This window comes from Emticicia sp. TH156 (assembly GCF_002855535.1).
Taxonomy (GTDB): domain Bacteria; phylum Bacteroidota; class Bacteroidia; order Cytophagales; family Spirosomataceae; genus Emticicia; species Emticicia fluvialis.
Genome location: NZ_PKRS01000003.1, coordinates 75,033 through 96,166, shown reverse-complemented (window position 1 = coordinate 96,166; position 21,134 = coordinate 75,033). Strand labels below are relative to the sequence as shown.

The following is a 21,134-nucleotide window of genomic DNA, read 5'->3' as shown; positions in this document are numbered from 1 at the left end:
AAAGACCGCAACTAAAAGCTACGGTCTTTAAAAACAACTACTAAAAAAGCCGTTTCGGTTGCTTTTTTCCTGACAACGGATATAGTTAATTTTCTACACTTGGAGCATTGATAAACTCATTACCAGGTTCTTTCCCTTTCTTAAATTCGAGCTTGCCAAATTTGTAAGTGAAGCTGATTCCGAATGAGCGATACGGCACCAGAATCGTATTGTACGAAAGGTAATTAGCCGTTCTCACTGTAATAACCTGATGGATGTATTGGTTGAATGGATTGGTAGCGGTAATACCAATGCTTGCTTTTTTATGCCAGAATTGTTTTCTGAAAGCGAGGTTATAAGTAAATTGCTGAGGTCTTTTACCCTGAATGGTATTGATAGCAGACGAATAATTACCAAATCCCTCCAGAATCAAATCTTTAGGCAATTGATAGGTAGCATTCAGATTGAAACGATAATTCATGCCGTTGGTTACATTCCCAGCCAATAAGCTGTTCACAACACTTTTATGCGTAGCCATCAGATTCCCTCTGATATTCAGATGATCTGTAAGCGGCACTGAACCGGAAATACTTAAGCCTGAGTTATATTCAATACCGATATTCTGGCGTATAGTAACGGATACATTCTGATAGGTTGAGTCTCCAATCTGATAGGTAGGATAAAATGTCGTATAGGGTTTAATATCATTGGTATTAATCCGCTCAAATAAGGCTACATATACATTGCCGCCGTTTTTAAAAGACCTGCTATAGCCCAATTCGAAGTTATTACCTATTTCCGGTTTTAAGAGCGGGTTACCGGCTGTTATATTATAAGGGTCACTCAGGTTCTTGAAAGGATTAATTTCATCATATTCGGCTCTTTCAATTCGGCGGGTAAATGCTAATTTGAAAGATTGGTCATGCTTAAAGTCACGGGAGACAACGAATGATGGTAAGAAATTATCATAAGCAGGAATCGATGTATTGGGAAAATCAATTAAAACCGATGTATGTTCATACCGGGCTCCCGCCTTTATATTTAAATAATTGAACAATGAAAATGTAGTTGAAAGATATCCGGCATAAACCTTCATTTGATAATCCAATTGGTAGGATTGGGTTGGATCGGATGAATAGTTGCCGGAAGAGGCATTAAAAACGCTTATATCAGCAACGGTATTAATATGCTGTATAACCGTTTTTATTCCTGTTTCAACCAAAAATTTCTTAGTAACCGGATGAGCGTAATCCAGGGAGATATTCGTTTGTCTATCCGTTCCAGGGGTATGACCTAAAGTACCTGAATAGGGCAGGCCGGCATCAGCATAGGTCTGAACCTGGCTATAACTATTATCCGGTTTACCAATACTGGCACTATATAAGATATCCAGTTCCTGTTTTTCTTTGTTAAATTTCCTTTTATAGTTTAAACTCCAATCCACATCCAGAATGCCACCCTTGCTATTGGAATTACGTACGATATTGCTCGAGGAGATAGGAATCCCTCCCTCAGTTACTGATTGTTGAATTTGCGTGAAACCATCACTGCGATTGCGAAAATCATTATAACCTAAGGCTCCTATGAGTGCTGTTTTTTTATTGATATCCCAATCAAAGCCGATGCCTGCTCTATAGCCGCTTCTTCTGAAATCCTGATAACCATCCTGCAGCAAACGAGTAACAGTGCGGGCATTGGTAGAAGTACGATCCTGCGTACTTGGTTTACGTGAGTTCAATTGCTCATTACCGCTAAAAAAAGCATTCACTCCGAAATTGTTTCGCCTGTAATTCAGATTAGCCGAACCATTCTCTAATCTCGTGCCTGCAGTCAGATTGATACTGCCATTAATCCCTTGTACCCGATTGTCTTTCAGGATAATATTAATGATACCTCCTGTACCTTGTGCATCATATTTGGCACCCGGACTCGTAATAGCCTCGATACTTTTAATCTGGCTTGCCGGAATAGAAGCCAGGGCGTCGGCAAGGCTATTGCCGAATACACTTGAAGGTTTTCCATTAATTAAAAAACGGATATTGGGGTTTCCCTGTAATTCAACATTGCCGTCAATATCTACGGTTACCTGTGGTACTTTCTTCAATACATCAATGGCAGCACCACCCTGGGAAGTAATATCGTTGGCTGCATTATAGACAATCTTATCTATCTGATTTTCGACAATGGCTGCTTGTCCAACTACAGTTACCTCATCCAACGCTTTCACAGACGTTGTCAATAAAATGGTATTCAACGCAAGAGGTTTATCTCCTGCCTTAAGCGCTATATCTTTCAGCGTCTTTTTTTGATATCCGACAAAATCAATACTAATAGTAAATGTTCCGGGTAATATACCTGTAATTTCAAAAGCACCATTTGCATCAGTAATAGTACCTGTAATCATTTTATTCGTTTGCTGGTCAGTTACACCTATAGAGGCATATTCAATAGGCTGGTTGGTCGCTGTATCCAGTACTTTTCCTGTAATTTTCAGCCCTGTTTTAGACTGAGCGAAAGTGCTAAACGATAAAAGCAGAAAAAAGGAGAATGAATAATAAATAAATTTCATAAGGTGCATTTTAAAGTAATGCAGCAAACTTAGCGCTCAATTCTGTAGACATTTTGTTGAAATATATCTTAGGCAAAAGGCTGTTGAAAAAGATTCAACTTAGACCTAAGTCCAAAAATATTCAACGGATCAATTGATAATATTCAAACTGTTGGCTTTTATGTATTTGTCCAGTAAAAGCTGTTTTTTGAAATTGCGTATAGTTCTTACCGGACCTTCATCCAGACTCAGGTTAACTAACCAGACCGGAATATTCCCGCCGGGATCAGAACTGAAAATATACTCCCCGTAAACGAGGTTGGTTTTAGGAACAAAAGTCCATTTTGAATGAAATTCTTTGATTCGTACCATGTTTTTATTCTCAGGGAGTAGTGATGGCTTTGCGTTCGAAGTGGAAGTAACGATCTTATTCTGTCGATTCTGCTGAATAATACTATGGATAACTATATCTCTGTCATCTAGTGGAAAAGGGAAATCAATCCGGTTATAGTAATCCATTTCATAGGCGTTAAACTCTTTAACCGTATAAGAATTGACGGCTTTATAAACCCATTGTGTATAGGCCTGTACATCTTTTAAAGCCTCAACAATGGTACTGAGATTGCCGGTAAACGTCGTCTGGATTTTTACTTCATGCAAATGGCTGTTTTCAATAGTTCTGAAATATACTTTCACTCCATTCGTTTCTTTTACAAACTTCCAGGGACGTTCCTGTGAAAATGTGTAGACCGAAGTAAAAAATAATAAAATTATGAGCCATTGCTGCTTTTTCATGCTTTTATTTTTTAACATTAAACAAGTGTTGAAATAGTAACTTTGAAAAAGTCGTTCCTTGGGATTTAGGCTGAGGATACACAGCATTTTTTTGCCTACGATACTCAGCTAAGGGCATGAGTATCAAATTTTTTATGTCCGCATTTTCTTCACTTGCCATATGGGTATCTACGCCAAAAATTGTTTCATGGACATCTAATTCTCTGTAGGTTCCGAAAATCCTGTCCCAGATGCTTAATACGTCGCCATAGTTACTATCTGTATAGGGCTGCTGGTAATGATGATGCACGTGGTGCAGATTAGGCGTGATGAAAACCCATCCTATTATTTTGTCAGCTTTTGCTGATAGTCGGAAATTGGCATGCGCAAAAACATTGGAGATAATCTGGATAAACTGACGGAAAATCAAAGCCCAGAATGAAGCACCTGATAAAAACACCCAAACCACCAGAAATGACAGGCGAATGAAAGTCTCACCGGGATGCTCCCTAAGTGTAGTAGATACATCTACCACTCTGTCGCTATGATGAACCAAATGAAATTTCCAAAGCGTTTTTACATGGTGCATCAGAATATGGTAGGTATATTCACAAAAATCCAGTACTATGAACGTAATCAGGAAGATGTAAAACTGGTTTTTGATAAGAGGCAGCCAAAACATTAAACCAAAATGATTCTTAGTATCGAAATCAATGGTTTTCAATAAAATAATGCCCAATAAAAGTTGAACTGGAATAGCGGGAAGGGCAAAAAAAGTATTCAGTAAGGCATGTTTCCACTTTGGATAATTGCGTGTTACACCAAAGAAATTTTCAATATTCCAGAAAAGGAAGATACTCGAAGTCAGTATCAATACCCGATGCCAATCGGGTGCATGGGAGAAATAATCTATTAAAAAATGCATGTTTCTACTCATTTAGGTGTTAAAAAAATAGCAAAAAAAGATTTAATAAAAAGGTAGATGGTAAGCACCAAACTACCTTTCTGACGTACCTAAATGAATAATTAAACCTGTATTTACAATAGGCAAAACACTTATTTTCTTTTGGTTTTATTCATTTAGGAAATATAATTCCAGCCATTGATAGGAGTCTCAATAGGAATACTCGATGCAATGAGTCGGATTGAAGAATGATCTGTGTGTATTATTGTTGAACCATTATTTTCTGGTGAAGGTGGGTGTTTATGTCTTGAATAGTTTGAAAGGAGTTTATTTCTGCATCAGAGATTTCTATATTAAAAGTAGATTCAATTCTGAGAATTAAATCAGTTACATCTAATGAGTCGAGTCCCAAGTCCCGTGTAAGATGTGCCGAATCATGAAGGGCAGTCGATAAAACGCCCATATCTTCAAAGCAGCGATACAGTTTTTTTGTCATTTCATTCATATTCATTCAGGTTATTAATACGCATTCAGGTTTTATTTGATTCAATTTACGAGGTGAAACACAAGGCTTTTGCCAAACAGCTCAATACCCCAGTACCCTCTTACCACGAGTGTGCCGGAATCTTTTAATCTGACTACTGAACTATATTTACGACCTGTATTCGGATCATAAATAGTGCCTTTGTTCCACTCACCACTATGTGTATACGTAAGACACTCAGCTACCTCCATTCCCAGCCATTTTCTAGTACGTAGTTTCGGGTCTGGATTTTCGGTATCTCTGAAAGATTCCATATCAGGCGTTTTCGGGTCACAGATAAACCAGACAACTTTGCCAAAAAATTGTCCATTTTTCTTAAAGATTTCTACTTTCAAATCTTTATCTGCCGATAGCCAGGTACCAACAATTCTATTGGCTGCTGACTCATCTGAATTTGTCTTACTTATTTGTGTATAAATGAGCAAAAGACTAATAAAAAAAAGTATCTTCATGCGTAGTATCTTTTATAAAGTCATCATATAAAATCAGATAAAAGACCAGATCAAGCACATATTCATATCTGTCCGGTGCTTTTCTTATGGGGAATTTTATTGCAAAAATATTCTCCAGGTATTCAAGCATATGCTCAATTTCTTCCTGACTCAAACCGAAATCAGTTCTGAAGTTTTTGGCAAGCGTTACTTCTGAAGGAGGTATCAGGAAATTCGTATGCAGGTATGATGTCAAGAAATACATATCGATTTTCATGATAGCCTCACATGCAGATGTACAATCAATAGTTAGGGTTAATTCTCTGGCGTGACTTTTTTCTTACGGATATTGAAATCAAATAAACCTACTTTTATGCCTGCATGTACTGCAAAACCATTCATTTGACTGCTTGTGGGTATCAACAATGGATTAGTGCTGGCAGCATCGCTTTTTCCGGCTGCTATGCGGTAACTGGTCCCCAGATATACTTTTGCATATTTAATGACATTCATTTCAAGATGAATACCTGGTTGAATCACGTAGAAGAGATTATCTTCTCCGTCATCTCTTCTACCTCTCTTATTACCCTCAAAGTGCATGCCTTCGCCTTTCTGGTCATTCTCTCCAAACATATCTCTCCCCTCTTTTTTGCTAACCGAATCAATTTTTGCCATTCCTGCTCCAATAATCAGAGGGAAAGAAACATGGACTAATGCGTTGGGTTTTGCTGTATATTCCAACTTCAAACCACCAAATTGCGCATCAAAAGTATAGGCTTTTCCTGAACTCAGTTTTGTGGGGGTATAATCTTCAAAGCTTGTATAAGCTACCCCGCCAACACCCCATTTTTTGTTAATCTGCAGCATAGCAGAAACACCGCCCATAGGTGTAAAACCCCCTGCTAAACCTGCATACTGTATTTCAGGTGCCACATATAAGCCCAGATAATTAATTTTCCTAAATGGCTTCACTTTTTTTCCGCCTAACAAGGTTTTTGTTTCCTTATTGTCTTGTGCATAAGTATTGGCTGCCATGCACATCATGGCCAACAGCATGACTATTAGATTGCTTGATTTCATCATTTTAAGTGTTTAGATTAATTTTCCTTCCTATTTAGCTTTACACGGGTTTTGTATAAAACCGTTGCCTCTTTAATGACATTTTAATTTAAAACTTTAGTTGTAAGCCTGTAAATATGCCAAATCTTGAAATAGCCGGATTATCGTTATGATTTAACCGCCAGATCGCATCTACTGTAAACACATGGAAAATATTCTCAATACCCACACCCGCCTCAGCAAAAGGAATATTTCCTGTACCGGTTCTTATCTGGTTCAGGCTATTGTAAGCTTTATTGGCTGCTGACATACTGCCCCAGTAAAGATTCGCAGACATGCGTTCTCGCCAGTCCAGTTTATTCAGGAGAGGTATTTTATCAAAAATAAACCCTCCGAGTGAATAGCGTGTCAATAGGCTGGCATATCTGTCATCGGCAAATTCATAGGGATTCATGGTATTAAAGGCATAACTACTTAAGAAATATGCTTCGTTACCTCTGGGCACATGCAGCAAAATGTAGGGTAGGGTACCAAAGGTCTTACCCATGCTCAGGTTGTAATAAAAAGTCCCTTTCGGGGGCAATTTGAAAGTCTGGATAATACCTACGTCAACTTTGTTATAATTGAAAAAGGTTTTGGCAGTTGTTTCAAAACCAAGCGTATATTTTACATGTAATACCGGGAATGGGGTACTTAAATGAATTTTATCATAGTTAAGAATCGTCGTGCGTTCATTATGCGCATATCTGAAATCGGTAGTAGCTTCTGTCGTATAAAGTTGATGTAAGTTGTCTATGGGGGTGGGTACTTCATCACCATCATTTTTCTGATAAACAAAGTGAAAAACGGGGTCGAACGACTTATAGGCAACTGCTGTTTTCATAGTCCAGTTTTCAGTCAATTGGCGTTCGTGTAACAGTTTAAGTTCGCCGATGAAAATCTGATAGGAAGGAATGGGCTTGCGGAAAGCAAAATTGAAAATATTATCCTTGTCTAGTTCATCATCATTCACCGTAACCATATCATAATCCTTGTGGGCATAAAACTCGGTTTTAACCCAAGGCGAAATAGAATGCAGGTATTTGATGCCTAGCCCTCCTTTGAGCCTTTTATCAGCGAAGCCGTAGGCTACATATCCATTGAGGTTGATTTTCTTATTAAAGTCTTCCAGTGTCCATAAACCAAATCTTGTTCGCCAGCCTTCAGTGAGGTTACGACTGAGAAAGGATGAGTAGGGTCCAGCGCGCAGGGTATGATGGGCAAAGTCCCAATAGCCGCTGGCCAGAAAAGTGGTAAGTCTCACAGTACGCTTAAATCTTTTATTTTCTTTTAGTGAATCTACTGCCTGGTAAATGGCTACTTCAGGTTTATTTAGGCTATCCAGCCGAGCTGATTTCCAGAAACTTTCAGTTTTATGCAGGTAAGCAGAATCAGTTTTTGAATATCTTGACTCGAACAGGACAGAATCGCGTATCTCTTCATTGATTTTTACTTGGTCGAAAGTAGTAGTATTGGTAAAGCTCAGGTTTTCTCTTTTTTTGTTTTTTGAAGAAAATGGTAAACCTATTAATTCCGGCCCGGATTCTATCTCTACTTCTGAAATGGATTTTTTAGGCATCCATGCTTTCATGGTATCCGACAAAACAGGAACAAAATCCTGAAAAAAATGTACGCTTTTAATAAAATTCATGTTCACATCCTGACTGATGTACATATCAAATTTCTGAACTGCATAGGAATCGTCTTCAATCCACATTTCGCCAACGAAAGTGTTTTCGTTTCTTCTCTTAGGCGTAAACTTCATTCTGAAATACCGATGCGATGGGTCGGTCATAATCGTGTCCAGCACTTCATATTTATAATAATGAACGCCTACGTCTGAAATCGGGCTGACAAAATTGTTGCTGTATAGAATGTTCCAGTTTTCATAGATATTGATTCGCTCATTGTACTTGTCGAACTGCCTGATGAATTTATCTGTTTCAAGGCCAATCGTCTTTTTAGCTTTGATGTTCTGAATCTGAATGGGTGGCTTTTTAGAATGATAAAATGCTGAAAGTGTTTCATAAAAATACAGCGGCATCACACTTTTATTACTTGAATCAAGGTTCTGGTAGGCCGAGTAAACCAGTTCTTTCATCGAGCCTTTCCTGATTTTTTCGTGTTTCACATTCTTTAAATCAATCTCAGTCTTGTTATAGATCTCGTATTGATAATTATTAAATTTATCAAAGTTATTATAGGGTTTCCGGGCAATAACCTTTTTCCAGAGGGCTTTACCGGGATCAGCATAAGCTGTGACTTTTACTTCATTCAGTTTGACAGATGTACTCGTAAGCAGGAAAATAAAGTTCTGCGTAGCTGGTGAACCAATCAACTGACTTTGAGGTAGATAGCCTACCATGGAGACAGTAATTGAGTCGGACGGCTGGGTTATTTTTATGGAGAAAAAACCATCGAAATTGGCTTGTGTACCAAATTTTGTACCTTTAATCTGAATATTAGCAAAAGGAATAGGTTCTTTCGTGGAACCGTCCATTACCTTTCCGCTTAAAGTCTTGGATGACTGAGCATAGGCTCCAAAGGAAATCATCAATAATAGGATAGTATACTTCATTACTCAATGGGTTCTATACTAGTCATTACACCTAAATTACGGCGACCGTTGCCTTAGCGAATAAGTAAATCCTGCACAAACCTATGAATCAATTCTATTGAAATTCTGGAGGAAAAATATTTGCACTCGACCAAAAATCCAGAATCTATCCAAAATCTTTTAAGTATTTTGCTGAATGAAAATTTTACTGATTGAAGACGAAAAAGCCTTGGCAACTACTATTCAGAAGTATCTGATAGGGGAAGGGTATATTTGTGAATGGGTTTCTAACCTGATAGAGGCGGAAGACAAAATCGGTGTGTATGAATATGACTGTATTTTGGTAGATATTATGCTGCCCAATGGCTCAGGTTTATCCATTGTCGAGCAGCTCAAAGCACAGCAATCCCCAGCAGGCATTATTATTATTTCTGCTAAAAATGCCCTGGACGATAAAATAAAAGGATTGGATTTAGGAGCAGATGATTACCTGACAAAGCCCTTTCACTTATCGGAGCTTAATTCAAGAGTGAAATCTGTGCTGAGAAGACGACATTTTGGTGGAAACCGGGAGATAATTTTTGGGGAGATAAAAATTATCCCTGATTCGAAAGAAGTCTGGGTCGCTGATAAAAATATTGTTCTCACACGCAAAGAATATGACTTGCTGATGTATCTGATAGCCAATCAGAATAGGGTGCTCACGAAATCGTCAATTTCTGAACACTTGTATGGCGATGAAATTGACCAGTCAGATACCTTTGATTTTCTCTATTCACACATCAAAAACCTAAGAAAAAAAATGCTTGAAGCCTCCTGTCCCGATTATATCCAGACGCTTTATGGTGTGGGTTACAAATTCAGTCTCATATGAAATTAATCAATAAAACTACCCGTTCGTTTTTATTTGCCTGTCTGATTGCTACGGTGATTGGTGGAATTTTATGCTATATTTTTCTCAGAAAAGTATTGGATGATGAGGTAACCGAGCAATTATTACTTCAGAAAATGAAAATCGAAAAGCAGGTATTGCGTAATGGTCAACTCCCGGATAATTTTTTATCTTTAATAGATAGTATCTGGATACAGCCAGCCAGCCGGCCTATTGCTGAATTGATCAAGGATACAACATTTTATGCTTCGGCTGAACATGAGTTATTAGATTGCCGACAGATTTCTTTTGGCATTCAGACTGACAAAGGTTATTTCAAAGTCAATATCAGAAAAACACTATATGAGTCAGACGAATTAATGATAGCCTTATTCATTGTATTTACAGGGGTGATGCTTTTATTGGTAAGTATGTTGTTTTTTGTCAATTATCGGGTCTCACGTCGCATCTGGCAACCCTTTTATGAAACCCTGAATTTACTGCAAACCTTTAAAATTACGCAAAAGGAATCTTTGGCTTTTCATACAACCGATATCCAGGAATTTCAAACGCTTCAGAAGAATTTATCTGCCCTTACTGAGCAAGTCAGGCGGGAATATCAGAGTCTTAAATCTTTTACTGAAAACGCTTCTCATGAATTGCAAACGCCTTTAGCAGTTATTGGTTCTAATCTGGAATTGTTGCTGCAGGATAATAATCTGACTGAAGCGCAGATGCAGCAGATGGGCTACCTCATTGAATATCTGGGTAAGCTATCTAAACTTAACCAAACACTTTTACTCTTAACTAAAATAGAAAACAGACAATTCGATACAGCCCAAAGTTTAGATTTTTCTGCCTGCCTGCAAGATAAACTCAATTTATTGGATGTGTGGATTCAGCACAAAAACCTGCAGGTAAATACGTCCATTCAACCGCAGGTTACCCTTCAAATCAATGAGTTTTTAGCGGATGTATTGCTGAATAATCTATTAAGCAATGCGATAAAATATAATCTGCAGGAAGGCGAAATTGTCATAGAATTAACCTGGAATTTTCTCCTGATTAAAAACAAGGGCGTTCGGCCAACTATACCCACTGAACAACTTTTCGAGCGTTTCAAAAAAGATAGTGCTCATGCCGAATCGATGGGCTTGGGTCTGGCACTGGTGAAACAAATTTGTGATACTTATCATTTTGAGGTTACTTATCTGTATAAAAATGGCTGGCACATCGTCACAGTAAACTTCTGATCGTTGGCAATCGGCTTAAATCAACCTAATTAAAAAATACTTCGTCATTCTATCCGCTTCTCCAAATTCTCTACAAAATTGCCTCGTAATGTTGTGCTGTTAAACTAAAATAACAAGCAACATGAAACGTAATACAGCATCGCTTACAACCCTTGCCATTGCCCTCAGCACAGTCGTTTTTGCACAACGACTGGCGGCAGACAAAGTTCCTGCAGCTATCAAACAAGCTTTTGCCAAGGCTTATCCAACAGCTAAAGCAGTTAAGTGGGACAAAGAAGGCAAAGATTATGAAGCCTCATTCGAACAGGGAGAAGACGAGCTATCAGTGGTCTTTGATGAAAAAGGACAGGTTTTGGAGACTGAAAAAGAGATTAAATTCTCAGAACTTCCTGCGGCCGTCCAGCAAGCCTTGAAAGGTAAAAAAGTAAAAGAGGCAGCTATTATTATGAAAGGCGGTAAAACCATGTATGAAGCAGAGGTAGGTGGAAAAGACTTAATGTTTGATAGCGAGGGGAAACCTATCAAATAGACAGATTTGATTTGAAAAGGTAGAGACTGTATATGGTCTCTACCTTTTTTATTTATTTTTTTCATAGGCAGCGGTTTATCAAAAGCTGGTGTAATAACAGATAGACACTAAATGAATAGAAACTTGTTTTTTAACCCCAAAATACCCTTTTCAGAAGACAGGTTGGAAAGCATTATCCAGGCTTGTATTGAACAAAATCCTCATGCCCAAAGCTTGTTGTATAAACAGTATTTTGGATTTTCTAAAAGTGTTTGCCTGAGGTATTCCTCTACTCAGGAAGAAGCGAAAGAGATTCTGAACGAAGGTTTTCTGAAAGTGTTCAACAATCTGGCAACTTACCTGCCAAAATATCCTTTTAAGGCCTGGCTAAGGACCATTATGGTGAATACCGCGATTAATTATTACCGGGATAACAAAAAGTATAATCAGGAATTGACGATTGATGATATTGAAGAGCCTATTTATGATGAAGATATTATTAATAAAATTTCAGCCGAAGAGATACTTGCTTTGGTACAAAAACTACCGCCAGCCTATCGGACTGTATTTGTCATGCATGTAGTGGATGGCTATAATCACAGAGAAATCGGCGAAATACTGGGCATAAATGAAGGTACTTCCCGTTCGAATTTTATGAAAGCACGAATAAAATTACAACTTTTAGTTCAGCAGGAATTCCCGCATTTATACGAAAACTACCGTCAAGAAACAGAAAAAGCCCGACAAAATGAATATTGATAAATACAACGAGGCTATCAGGCAGAAACTGGAGAGCGTCGAACCAACATTTGAGGAAAGCGACTGGGCAGAAATGCAATCTTTTATGGCTTTAAAGGCTCCAAAAATTTCATTTTGGGGACAGCATGGCCGTTTGTTTTTATATTCGGCAGGAACGCTAATCCTGCTTACCTCTTTATTCTTTAATCTGAAGCAAAAGTATGATTATACTTCTTTACTAGATACGCATAGAATTTTGTTACAAAGAGTTAACAGTCAAGAGTCAAAGAGAATCTACCAAACCGATACGGTTTATCTGACAAAATATATTACTGTAAAACAGTCAATTAAGATTCCTGCAGATGAGCAAGCCTCCGATGAAAATGTAGTGTTCTTACAATCAGACCATATAAATCCAGTGACTATCAAAGTTCCGGAAAAAGAAATAAAAGATCGTCCGTCTAAACTGAATAATGAGGAACCAGGTAAACCGACACAGGCGGATATGACTCAAATAAGAAAATCTGAAAGTAAAAGTATTGAACCAGAGAACCAGGATAAAAATAACCTCCCTGAACTGCTTAAAAAAACTGAAACAGATCAAACGATAAGCGAAGTTATTATTGGTAGTAAAATAGATAGCATAACTCAAACGGAACCTATCGGTTTAAGTAAAGATAATAGGGTAGGTATATATGCCATAAATAGCATTCCAATCAATCAGCGCATGTATTTATGGAATAAGCAAAGCCCTACAATTAAGTACAGCTCAGCATTTGCCGAAAACCTCTCCGCTCAAAAGAAACGCAAACGAATGAATTTTTCCTCCATTTCTTTAGATCACCTGAACTATCGCATAGGAATAAGCCTGAATGCAGGCAGTGAAGAAGTGGGTGGCAGCCTCTTGGGTGAAGTACTGCTGAATAAACATTGGAGTATAAATGCAGGAATTAAAGTCTTGAATGTAGGAGGGGGGAGTTATTTTACAGCGGAACAATATGAATATGATACAAAACAGGATTTCAGGAAATTATATGCCCCATTTGTTCCACTCAGCAATGATATACTTAATATTGATTTCCAGCATTATCTATTGCAGATTCCTTTGGGGATTACTTACCGTTATCCGCTGCGGAATGATTTTACTTTATTGTTCTCAACTACTACAGACTTAAATATTTGTGGACGTCAGATGATCAATTTTGATTATAAGGAGGATAGCAGAAAATTTGACCAAGGCAATGCTCATGATAAAATTTCAATCAATGTTTTGAATAATATTGAGTTTTCTGCCGGGCTTGAAAAGAAACTTAACCGAATGGTTTTTCAGGCGTATCCTTACCTATCTACTTCACTGAGAGAAACAAGTTACAAAAGAGATGAGCTTATCCTAGGAGCAAAACTGCGCTTTTTTGTCAATCTAGGTAAGTAATAATAAGCGATTTGTCTTATCAGTTTACTTTCAAAACACATTAACAATTATTCATATTTGAGAACATCCTATATCTGTCAGCAAAAGTACCCGTTCATTTTAAAGCTTATTAAAATGAATACCAATTATTAAAGAATGTAGAATAAAATAGTTCAGATATGTGGATCACATTGCTTATTATTTTCGCTTGCAGTTTTTTAGCTTTTTCCATCAGTGCCATTTGCGGTGGCGGTGCAGGTTTAATGCTTATACCTATCTTAGGAAATCTATTACCTATTAATCAGGTTCCGGCAGCCTTGTCGATAGGAACCTTTACAAGTTCTGCTTCACGAATTATTATTTTCAAGAAAAACATCCGATGGGATATTGTTAAATTTTTTGTCCCGCCTGCACTGCCAGCAGTTTGGCTGGGCGCATGGCTGCTTAAGTTCGTCAATCCTATCTATCTGGAAATTGCTATGGGGCTTTTTCTGGTAAGTAACCTGCCTTTTGTATTTAGAAAATCTCAAAAAGTAAGTGTAATTGATAAGCCTAAAAATATTACGTTGGTTTTAATAGGCTTCATGGCTGGATTTTTATCGGGTCTAACAGGTGCTGTAGGATTACTATTTAATAAATTCTATTTGCGTTATGGCTTAATCAAAGAAGAAATTGTTGCCACAAGGGCAGCCAACGAAGTCATCCTTCATTTAGTAAAAATTGTTTTGTATACACTTTTTGGCTTAATCTCATTAAAAGTAGTATATGTTGGGGTCGTTGTGGCAATATCTGCCATACTTTCTACCTGGTCTATGAAATGGGTTTTACCTAAACTGAGCGAACTGCTATTTAAAAAAATTGGCTATTTTGCAATGGTTGTTTCAGGACTTGTCATGTTATCACAGTCTGGTTCAGATTTGTTCACTACCAACCGAGGCGCTTTGTCTGCAAATCCAATGTCAAATGGAATAGAAGCAAAATTAAGGTGGCAGAATGCCAACTATGCCCTTGAATTTACCTATGATGAAAGTTTTGAATTTGAACAGGTAATTCCTATGAGTGACTTGACTCCTGGTCAACAAAATTTGGTTAGAACCCGAATCAATCACGCAGATAAAATTGTATTGGAAGCGGTATATGGTATTGGTAAACAAACCTATGAAGCCTACTATTTTAATCAGAATAGATTAATTGACAAATTCTCTTTTCAATAATCAAATTGCTGGTAAGAACAATGCTATTCAGGCATAGAGTATTCAAAAGAGTTAGGATCTAATATTTATGTTGGGCTTTTCTTAATAAATCATATTGATTAATTGAAATCTCAGCGCTATTTCTCCCTTTTTGTAAGTGCTATATTTCACTTACAACTGTATTGCTTTCTTTATTTTTATAGCTTTAGTGGATGATCAACAGTGAAATTGGTAGAAGATTCAGTAATATATATACCATACAATCGAAGTAAACCTTAGAAATTTGTATTGTGGAAAAGAGCAGAAATAACATTGTAGTATTTCTCTTGAGTGCGGTTGAATAAAGACCTCTGAATCAATGGCACTCCTTCTTGTTGAACAGATGTCCTTTCCAGGCAGATGATTTGTTCTTGTTAAAAAGGAATGAAGGTTTATTTAACAAATTATAATGATAAAACTATGATCAAAAAAGTAATAAATGCCGTTTTGCTAATGAGTTTGCTTTGCAGTACATTCTGTTCAATTGCTCAATCATCAAACGAAGAACAAATCCTCTTACAATTGTCTAAAGACAAATGGCAATGGATGGCTGATAAAGATGTGGACAAGCTGGAAAAACTCTTCGACGATAAATCAAAATTCGTCCACATGAGCGGCACCTGGAAAAAGGACGAAGAACTTGAAATCATCAGGACAGGAAGTATTTGGTACAAGAAAGCTACAGTGCACGATTCAGCCATAGAAATATCCGGAGAAACAGCTATTATCTGGAACCGAATTACGCTTGAATCTGTCGTGAGAGGAAGTGATGCGAAGGTTGAATTTACTGTAACAGAAGTCTATCAGAAAAAAGGCAGTGATTGGAAAATGCTGGCCTTAACATTCAGCAGTGTAAGAGATACACATCAAATTAAAAAGTAATTGAAATACTTCGCCAATGAAAAATCAACTTTAACAATAGTCAGGAGCAATGAACAGGGCCTCCGGGTGGTGACTAATCCCTTCATAGCAACAGAAGAATCTATTGATAGGATGGTATTGATAAAATGGGACCACTTTCAATCTCAAGATTATGAAATCATAAGTTACTTTGTACTTATTTTTTGTATTTTCGTAAAGCATCTAAACAACCTACTAGTACACGATGGCAGTATTCAACCTTAAAATTAATGGTAAGGTTCAGAAAGTAGACGTTGATCCATTAACGCCTACTTTGTGGGTTTTACGCGACCACCTTAACTTACAGGGCACCAAATATGGTTGTGGTGTAGGAATGTGCGGTGCCTGTACAGTTCACTTAAATGGTTCTGCCGTTCGTTCATGCCAGCTACCTGTGTCAGCTATCGGTAAGCAAACAATTACGACTATTGAGGGTTTATCAGCTAACGCCACTCATCCGGTACAAAAGACCTGGATTGAACACGATGTAGCGCAATGCGGCTATTGCCAGGCCGGACAAATGATGAGCGCCAGTGCTTTATTGAAAGAAAATCCGAATCCGACCGATGAGGATATTGACGGGTATATGAGTGGCAATATTTGCCGCTGTGGTACCTACCTGCGTATTAAAGAGGCAATTAAATCAGCAGCAAAATCTAACCTTCAAAAGAAATGACAAATCCAAAAACCTATAACAGACGCTCTTTTCTGAAATCTTCTGCGTTGTCAGGCGGTGGCTTAATCTTGAGTATTAGTTGGTTATCGAGTTTTAAAGCATTGGATAAATCCGAAACGATGAACTTGCCCGTTGATTGGCAGGAACTCAATGCGTATATCAAAATCACCCCGGACAATGTGATTAAGATTATTTGCCCTAATCCCGAATTCGGGCAGAACGTCATGACTTCTCTGCCTATGATAATAGCGGAGGAACTGGATGTAGACTGGAAAAATGTAGTGGTAGAAATGGGGCCACACGATAATACGAAATTAGGTCCGCAATTTACTGGCGGAAGCAATTCAGTGAGAATGTACTGGAAACCACTTCGGGAAGCGGGGGCAGCAGCCCGGCAAATGCTTCGCGAAGCGGCTGCTCAAACCTGGGGTGTGCCAGTAGAAGAGATTACCACTAAAGCAGGTGTGCTGAGCCATTCAAGTGGAAAAACGGCAAAATTTGGAGAAATGGCCACTAAAGCCGCTACGCTCCCTGTGCCGAAAGGCATGAAGTTGAAAGACCCGAAAGATTTTTCAGTCGTAAGAAATTCAAAGAAAAATGTGGAAGGGCAAAAAATAGTAACAGGCAAACCACTTTTCGGATTGGATTATCGGGTCGATGGTATGTTTATTGCCATGATTCAGCATCCGCCTGCTTTCGGAATGAAACTGAAATCTTTCGACGCCTCGCAAACACTTAAAATGCCGGGCATAAAAGATGTTTTCAGTTTAAAATTATACCCGGACGGCTTTACACAAGGCGGTTTTGATACCCGCACTTTCAATGATTTGCTGGTAGTAGTAGGAAACTCAACCTGGGAAGTAATGAATGCCCGCAAGAAACTAAAAGTAGAATGGGAAGCCGCTGGAGACACCAAAGATACTTTCACAGGAAGAGGTGCAGCCAGAGAGGTGATTGTGCCGGGTAGAATTGAAACCAGCACTGCTCAATTAGAAATGATGCAGGAACGCGCCAAACAACCTGCCACGGTTTTAAGAAAGGACGGAGACCCTGAAGCGGCTTTCAAAAACGCAGCCCAGGTTATAGAAAGAACCTATAATGCACCGTTTCTGGCACATAACTGCATGGAGCCAATGAATTTCTTCGCTCACGTAACAGATGAAAAGGCACTACTGGTTGGCCCTTTACAAGCGCCAGGTTGGACGGAACCCACGCTTGCAAAACTCTTAAATCTGCCTGCTGATAAAATTGAGATTCAGATGACTCGTATGGGCGGAGGCTTTGGCCGCAGAGCGTACGGTCATTATCTGGCAGAGGCAGCGCTTATCTCTAAAAAAGTAAAAGCTCCTGTTAAATTGATATACACACGTGAAGACGATATGACCTACGGAATCTATCGCCCCATGTACACCGCCACCTATCGCGCGGCTTTAGATGCCAATAAAAACCTGATTGGTTTCCATATAAAAGGCGGTGGTATTCCCGAAAACCCTATCCATGCCAATCGTTTCCCTGCCGGAGCCATCGACAACTATCTGGCTGAAAGTTGGGAAATTCCATCTAATATAACCATTGGGGCATTCCGTGCGCCACGTTCTAATTTTAATGCCGCAGCTGAACAGTCATTTTTAGATGAAGTAGCTGAAGCAATGGGAAAAGACCCATTTGAGCTGCGCCTGGACTTATTGAAACGGGCTAAAGAAAACCCTGTGGGTAAAAACAATGAGTATGATGCCAAACGATATGCAGGCGTCCTGGAGTTACTCCGCGAGAAGTCGGGTTGGGGTAAGCCCGAGCATAGTGGCAAAAAAAGAGGTGTAGCAGCCTATTTCTGCCATGCTTCGTATGCCGGGCATGTGGTAGACATGGTAATGCGAGACGGACAACCTTATGTTGAAGAGGTATTCAGTGCCATTGACTGTGGCGTGGTGATTAATCCCGATGCGGCTATCAACATGGTTCAGGGAGCAGTGGTGGATGGTATCGGTAATGCTTTCTATGGTGCCGTAACCCATAAAGCCGGTGCAGCTGAACAAACCAACTTCCATAATTATCGTATCATCCGTCACAACGAAGCGCCGAAAAAAATAGAGGTGCATTTTGTTCAGAATGATATTGACCCTACAGGTTTAGGCGAGCCGCCATTCCCTCCCGTATTTGGTGCGGTGGCCAATGCTTTGTATAAAACGACTGGTAAGAGATATTATAACCAGCCTTTCGGAACAGATAAGACTAAATCGTGACGACTGTTGGTTTATTGATCATTTTACAGAAACGAAAAGACAATTCTTAATGGTTTGTCTTTCTTGTAGGCATTATATTTTAGTGAATACAGGAAATCAAAGCAATTTATTATGATTGGCTTTGTGCTCTGTATTCATTCGGGCTTTGTCCTGTATGCTGCTTGAAAAAACGCGAAAAGTGCTGAGAATATCTGAATCCTAATTCGTAAGCGATTTCGCTGACCAACTTATCAGAAGCGGTTATTTTCTTTTTGGCTACTTCTATTATTTTCAATTGAATATATTCCTGCGCGGATTTACCCGTTTCTTTCTTGATTAAATCGCCAAAGTAATTGGTTGATAAATGCAATTGAGACGCACAATAAGCCACGGTAGGAGAACCCAGGACTTGTGGTTTTTCCGAACTTAGGTAATCATTCAACAGATCTTCAAATTTTTCTATAATGCTTCGATGGGCATTGTTACGGGTACTGAACTGTCGCTCATAAAAGCGTATACAATAGTCAAGAAAGAGTTCAATATTGGCTACTATCAGTTTTTTACTATGTTTATCAGCCGTGTTTTTCAGCTCATACTCGATTTTTGAAAAGCAATCCAGAATGATTTGCCGTTCAGGTTCTGATACGTGCAAGGCCTCATGTATCTCATAAGAGAAAAATGTGTAATCGCTCATGTGACGACTCAATGAAGTACCATGAATCAGGTCTGGGTGAAAAACCAATGCATAGCCCTGGGGTTGATAATATTCATCTCTAGTAGACCCGATTACCTGACCGGGTGCCAGAAAAATCAATGTTCCTTCCTGATAATCATAGTTATTACAGCCATAGCGTAAATCACCACAGATCGATTTTTTTAGAAATACCACATAAAAATCATAACTCAGGCGTCGATGCTGTCTCGGGTCTGCACGGTCGAGATCAACTACGCTAATGAGCGGATGAAATGTTTCCTGATTGTTAAAAGCGTTGTACCCGGCAATGGTATCAAACCTTATTATACTATCCATAGGCTTATTCTATAAAAGGATGTGAAGCAAATGTATAGGAGAAAGAAGGACTTGCCAATTACACGGCTGATAATCAGTAATTTTGGTAGAAAATGCAGTAATATATATACAAAGACTAATGAAAATAATCAGGAACTTTGTAAAGAGATGGTTTGAGTAGTTATCGTTCATAACAAAAAGGATAACAATCTGTTTCATGTTATAAAGGTCGATATCAAGCCAGGAGATGCTTGAGAATTTGAAACCTTCTCATCCAAGAAGCGCACGCATCTCAGTCAATTCTCTTTTAAAACTTTTATAACCTTATGATGATGGTCAATCGATACAGGTCAATTCAGAGATGGGTATTTGCCTGGATTTCTATTTCAATGCTCTTTACATCCTGTGTATCCAGTAAAAAAAGTACGGGTAAAAACTTACTGCTCATTCAGGAACAAGGGAGTTTTGCGGTAGGCGGTTCAGTAATTACGAATCCCGGGAAATTTGATCCGATTAAACGTACACCTGAAGGTCAGACTTTTCATGGAGACCACGCCTATATCAATTATCAGATCCCAGCCGATGCCAGAAAATTGCCATTGGTATTCTGGCATGGAATCGGGCAATTTTCCAAAACATGGGAAACGACCCCAGATGGCAGAGAGGGTTTTAATAATATATTTTTGAAACGCAGATTCGGTGTTTATCTGATTGACCAGCCCCGCCGGGGTAATGCCAGCAGAAGTACCGAGACGGCAACCATTAATCCTACACCTGATGAACAAACATGGTTTGGTACCTTCAGAGTAGGAGTTTGGCCTGACTATTTTCCAGGTGTACAGTTTGCCAAAGACGAAGAAACATTAAATCAGTATTTCCGCCAGATGGTACCGAATCTGGGTGGATTTAATACGGAAGTGATTACGAATGCCACATCCAAATTGTTTGATAAAATTGGTGCAGGTATTTTGGTTACTCATTCACATTCAGGTGGTTTTGGTTGGGCCAGTGCTGTAAAAAACGCGAATATCAAAGCAATAGCCTCTTATGAGCCGGGTAGTGGTTTTCTTTTTCCGGAAGGAGAGGTTCCTGTACCTATCGCCAGTTCATCCGGTCCTGTCGCAGCTATTGGCGTACCAATGGCTGACTTCATGAAACTCACTAAAATACCCATCATTATCTATTATGGTGATTTTATCCCCGAAAAACCCGACCCTAACCCCGGTGCTGATGGCTGGCGGGCAAGAATGGAAATGGCTCGCAAATGGAGAGATATAGTCAACAAATATGGTGGTGATGTAACAGTTATTCATCTGCCTGAAATCGGTATCAAGGGTAATACCCATTTTCCTTTTTCTGATTTAAACAATATACAAATTGCCGATTTACTTTCTAAATGGTTACAGGAGAAAGGATTAGACAAATAAAATCGGAGTGAAACAATTGAATCTTTGTACTGATTGAAGAAACCATTTTGTT

19 protein-coding genes are annotated in these 21,134 nt (G+C 38.7%); 10 read left to right on the top strand and 9 right to left on the bottom strand.

Annotated features, from left to right (window positions below; translation table 11 throughout):
- Nucleotides 1-85: 85 nt before the first annotated feature.
- From C0V77_RS06805 to C0V77_RS06770, 8 genes are all read right to left on the bottom strand, one after another.
- On the bottom strand, nt 86-2,548 hold the full coding sequence (locus C0V77_RS06805; protein ID WP_158237898.1) for a TonB-dependent receptor domain-containing protein: 2,463 nt from the start codon (nt 2,546-2,548) through the stop codon (nt 86-88).
- A 129-nt stretch (nt 2,549-2,677) separates the two neighbouring features.
- On the bottom strand, nt 2,678-3,322 hold the full coding sequence (locus C0V77_RS06800) for an START domain-containing protein (RefSeq protein WP_158237897.1): 645 nt from the start codon (nt 3,320-3,322) through the stop codon (nt 2,678-2,680).
- A gap of 4 nt (nt 3,323-3,326) precedes the next feature.
- Nucleotides 3,327-4,226 (bottom strand): sterol desaturase family protein, encoded by a 900-nt coding sequence (locus C0V77_RS06795; protein ID WP_158237896.1) that lies wholly within the window; start codon nt 4,224-4,226, stop codon nt 3,327-3,329.
- 241 nt (nt 4,227-4,467) lie between these two features.
- The gene (locus tag C0V77_RS06790; RefSeq protein ID WP_216824406.1) at nt 4,468-4,710 is read right to left on the bottom strand and encodes an acyl carrier protein; all 243 of its coding nucleotides are present in this window, start codon (nt 4,708-4,710) and stop codon (nt 4,468-4,470) included.
- Between the two features lie 41 nt (nt 4,711-4,751).
- Nucleotides 4,752-5,201, bottom strand: a complete 450-nt coding sequence (locus C0V77_RS06785; protein ID WP_101725596.1) for a DUF2147 domain-containing protein — start codon at nt 5,199-5,201, stop codon at nt 4,752-4,754.
- Nucleotides 5,179-5,445, bottom strand: coding sequence for a hypothetical protein (locus tag C0V77_RS06780; protein ID WP_143706024.1), 267 nt, complete (start codon nt 5,443-5,445; stop codon nt 5,179-5,181). Before C0V77_RS06780 ends, C0V77_RS06785 begins: the two co-directional genes overlap by 23 nt.
- A gap of 50 nt (nt 5,446-5,495) precedes the next feature.
- Complete coding sequence (locus C0V77_RS06775) at nt 5,496-6,263, bottom strand: hypothetical protein (RefSeq protein WP_143706023.1); 768 nt, start codon at nt 6,261-6,263, stop codon at nt 5,496-5,498.
- Nucleotides 6,264-6,348: 85 nt separating this feature from the next.
- Nucleotides 6,349-8,856 carry a DUF5686 and carboxypeptidase-like regulatory domain-containing protein gene (locus C0V77_RS06770; protein ID WP_101725593.1) on the bottom strand — a complete coding sequence of 836 codons (2,508 nt, stop codon included), beginning with the start codon at nt 8,854-8,856 and terminating at the stop codon, nt 6,349-6,351.
- 175 nt (nt 8,857-9,031) lie between these two features.
- On the opposite strand from C0V77_RS06770, the gene C0V77_RS06765 reads away from it, so the two are divergent.
- From C0V77_RS06765 to C0V77_RS06725, 9 genes are all read left to right on the top strand, one after another.
- Complete coding sequence (locus C0V77_RS06765) at nt 9,032-9,709, top strand: response regulator transcription factor (RefSeq protein ID WP_101725592.1); 678 nt, start codon at nt 9,032-9,034, stop codon at nt 9,707-9,709.
- Nucleotides 9,706-10,959: a HAMP domain-containing sensor histidine kinase gene (locus C0V77_RS06760; RefSeq protein WP_101725591.1), complete on the top strand. Its 1,254-nt coding sequence runs from the start codon at nt 9,706-9,708 to the stop codon at nt 10,957-10,959. Before C0V77_RS06765 ends, C0V77_RS06760 begins: the two co-directional genes overlap by 4 nt.
- Nucleotides 10,960-11,080: 121 nt before the next feature.
- Nucleotides 11,081-11,488, top strand: a complete 408-nt coding sequence (locus C0V77_RS06755; protein WP_101725590.1) for a PepSY-like domain-containing protein — start codon at nt 11,081-11,083, stop codon at nt 11,486-11,488.
- A 111-nt stretch (nt 11,489-11,599) separates the two neighbouring features.
- Nucleotides 11,600-12,226, top strand: coding sequence for an RNA polymerase sigma factor (locus C0V77_RS06750; RefSeq protein ID WP_101725589.1), 627 nt, complete (start codon nt 11,600-11,602; stop codon nt 12,224-12,226).
- Nucleotides 12,216-13,637, top strand: a complete 1,422-nt coding sequence (locus tag C0V77_RS06745; protein ID WP_101725588.1) for a hypothetical protein — start codon at nt 12,216-12,218, stop codon at nt 13,635-13,637. The genes C0V77_RS06750 and C0V77_RS06745 overlap by 11 nt, the downstream gene beginning before the upstream one ends.
- Before the next feature lie 158 nt (nt 13,638-13,795).
- Nucleotides 13,796-14,830: a sulfite exporter TauE/SafE family protein gene (locus C0V77_RS06740; RefSeq protein WP_101725587.1), complete on the top strand. Its 1,035-nt coding sequence runs from the start codon at nt 13,796-13,798 to the stop codon at nt 14,828-14,830.
- Between the two features lie 471 nt (nt 14,831-15,301).
- Entirely contained in the window at nt 15,302-15,730 is a 429-nt protein-coding gene (locus C0V77_RS06735) for a nuclear transport factor 2 family protein (protein ID WP_409012785.1), read from the top strand.
- A 223-nt stretch (nt 15,731-15,953) separates the two neighbouring features.
- Nucleotides 15,954-16,424, top strand: a complete 471-nt coding sequence (locus C0V77_RS06730) for a (2Fe-2S)-binding protein (RefSeq protein WP_101725586.1) — start codon at nt 15,954-15,956, stop codon at nt 16,422-16,424.
- Nucleotides 16,421-18,667, top strand: a complete 2,247-nt coding sequence (locus C0V77_RS06725; RefSeq protein WP_101725585.1) for a xanthine dehydrogenase family protein molybdopterin-binding subunit — start codon at nt 16,421-16,423, stop codon at nt 18,665-18,667. The genes C0V77_RS06730 and C0V77_RS06725 overlap by 4 nt, the downstream gene beginning before the upstream one ends.
- Nucleotides 18,668-18,776: 109 nt before the next feature.
- Here the strand turns inward: C0V77_RS06725 and C0V77_RS06720 are convergent, their stop codons facing one another.
- Complete coding sequence (locus C0V77_RS06720) at nt 18,777-19,676, bottom strand: AraC family transcriptional regulator (RefSeq protein WP_101725584.1); 900 nt, start codon at nt 19,674-19,676, stop codon at nt 18,777-18,779.
- A gap of 305 nt (nt 19,677-19,981) precedes the next feature.
- Here C0V77_RS06720 and C0V77_RS06715 point away from each other — a divergent pair, with 305 nt between their 5' ends.
- Nucleotides 19,982-21,082: an alpha/beta fold hydrolase gene (locus C0V77_RS06715; RefSeq protein WP_229236221.1), complete on the top strand. Its 1,101-nt coding sequence runs from the start codon at nt 19,982-19,984 to the stop codon at nt 21,080-21,082.
- Nucleotides 21,083-21,134 lie beyond the last annotated feature (52 nt).

Bases quoted from the DNA above. Each gene is read 5' to 3' on its own strand.
- C0V77_RS06740 (WP_101725587.1), top strand. From the start codon at position 13,796: ATGTGGATCACATTGCTTATTATTTTCGCTTGCAGTTTTTTAGCTTTT.
- C0V77_RS06785 (WP_101725596.1), bottom strand. From the start codon at position 5,201: ATGAAGATACTTTTTTTTATTAGTCTTTTGCTCATTTATACACAAATA.
- C0V77_RS06735 (WP_409012785.1), top strand. From the start codon at position 15,302: ATGAGTTTGCTTTGCAGTACATTCTGTTCAATTGCTCAATCATCAAAC.
- C0V77_RS06770 (WP_101725593.1), bottom strand. From the start codon at position 8,856: ATGAAGTATACTATCCTATTATTGATGATTTCCTTTGGAGCCTATGCT.
- C0V77_RS06725 (WP_101725585.1), top strand. From the start codon at position 16,421: ATGACAAATCCAAAAACCTATAACAGACGCTCTTTTCTGAAATCTTCT.
- C0V77_RS06765 (WP_101725592.1), top strand. From the start codon at position 9,032: ATGAAAATTTTACTGATTGAAGACGAAAAAGCCTTGGCAACTACTATT.
- C0V77_RS06775 (WP_143706023.1), bottom strand. From the start codon at position 6,263: ATGATGAAATCAAGCAATCTAATAGTCATGCTGTTGGCCATGATGTGC.
- C0V77_RS06730 (WP_101725586.1), top strand. From the start codon at position 15,954: ATGGCAGTATTCAACCTTAAAATTAATGGTAAGGTTCAGAAAGTAGAC.
- C0V77_RS06805 (WP_158237898.1), bottom strand. From the start codon at position 2,548: ATGAAATTTATTTATTATTCATTCTCCTTTTTTCTGCTTTTATCGTTT.
- C0V77_RS06755 (WP_101725590.1), top strand. From the start codon at position 11,081: ATGAAACGTAATACAGCATCGCTTACAACCCTTGCCATTGCCCTCAGC.
- C0V77_RS06720 (WP_101725584.1), bottom strand. From the start codon at position 19,676: ATGGATAGTATAATAAGGTTTGATACCATTGCCGGGTACAACGCTTTT.
- C0V77_RS06750 (WP_101725589.1), top strand. From the start codon at position 11,600: ATGAATAGAAACTTGTTTTTTAACCCCAAAATACCCTTTTCAGAAGAC.
- C0V77_RS06790 (WP_216824406.1), bottom strand. From the start codon at position 4,710: ATGAATGAAATGACAAAAAAACTGTATCGCTGCTTTGAAGATATGGGC.
- C0V77_RS06760 (WP_101725591.1), top strand. From the start codon at position 9,706: ATGAAATTAATCAATAAAACTACCCGTTCGTTTTTATTTGCCTGTCTG.
- C0V77_RS06800 (WP_158237897.1), bottom strand. From the start codon at position 3,322: ATGAAAAAGCAGCAATGGCTCATAATTTTATTATTTTTTACTTCGGTC.
- C0V77_RS06780 (WP_143706024.1), bottom strand. From the start codon at position 5,445: ATGTATTTCTTGACATCATACCTGCATACGAATTTCCTGATACCTCCT.
- C0V77_RS06715 (WP_229236221.1), top strand. From the start codon at position 19,982: ATGATGATGGTCAATCGATACAGGTCAATTCAGAGATGGGTATTTGCC.
- C0V77_RS06795 (WP_158237896.1), bottom strand. From the start codon at position 4,226: ATGCATTTTTTAATAGATTATTTCTCCCATGCACCCGATTGGCATCGG.
- C0V77_RS06745 (WP_101725588.1), top strand. From the start codon at position 12,216: ATGAATATTGATAAATACAACGAGGCTATCAGGCAGAAACTGGAGAGC.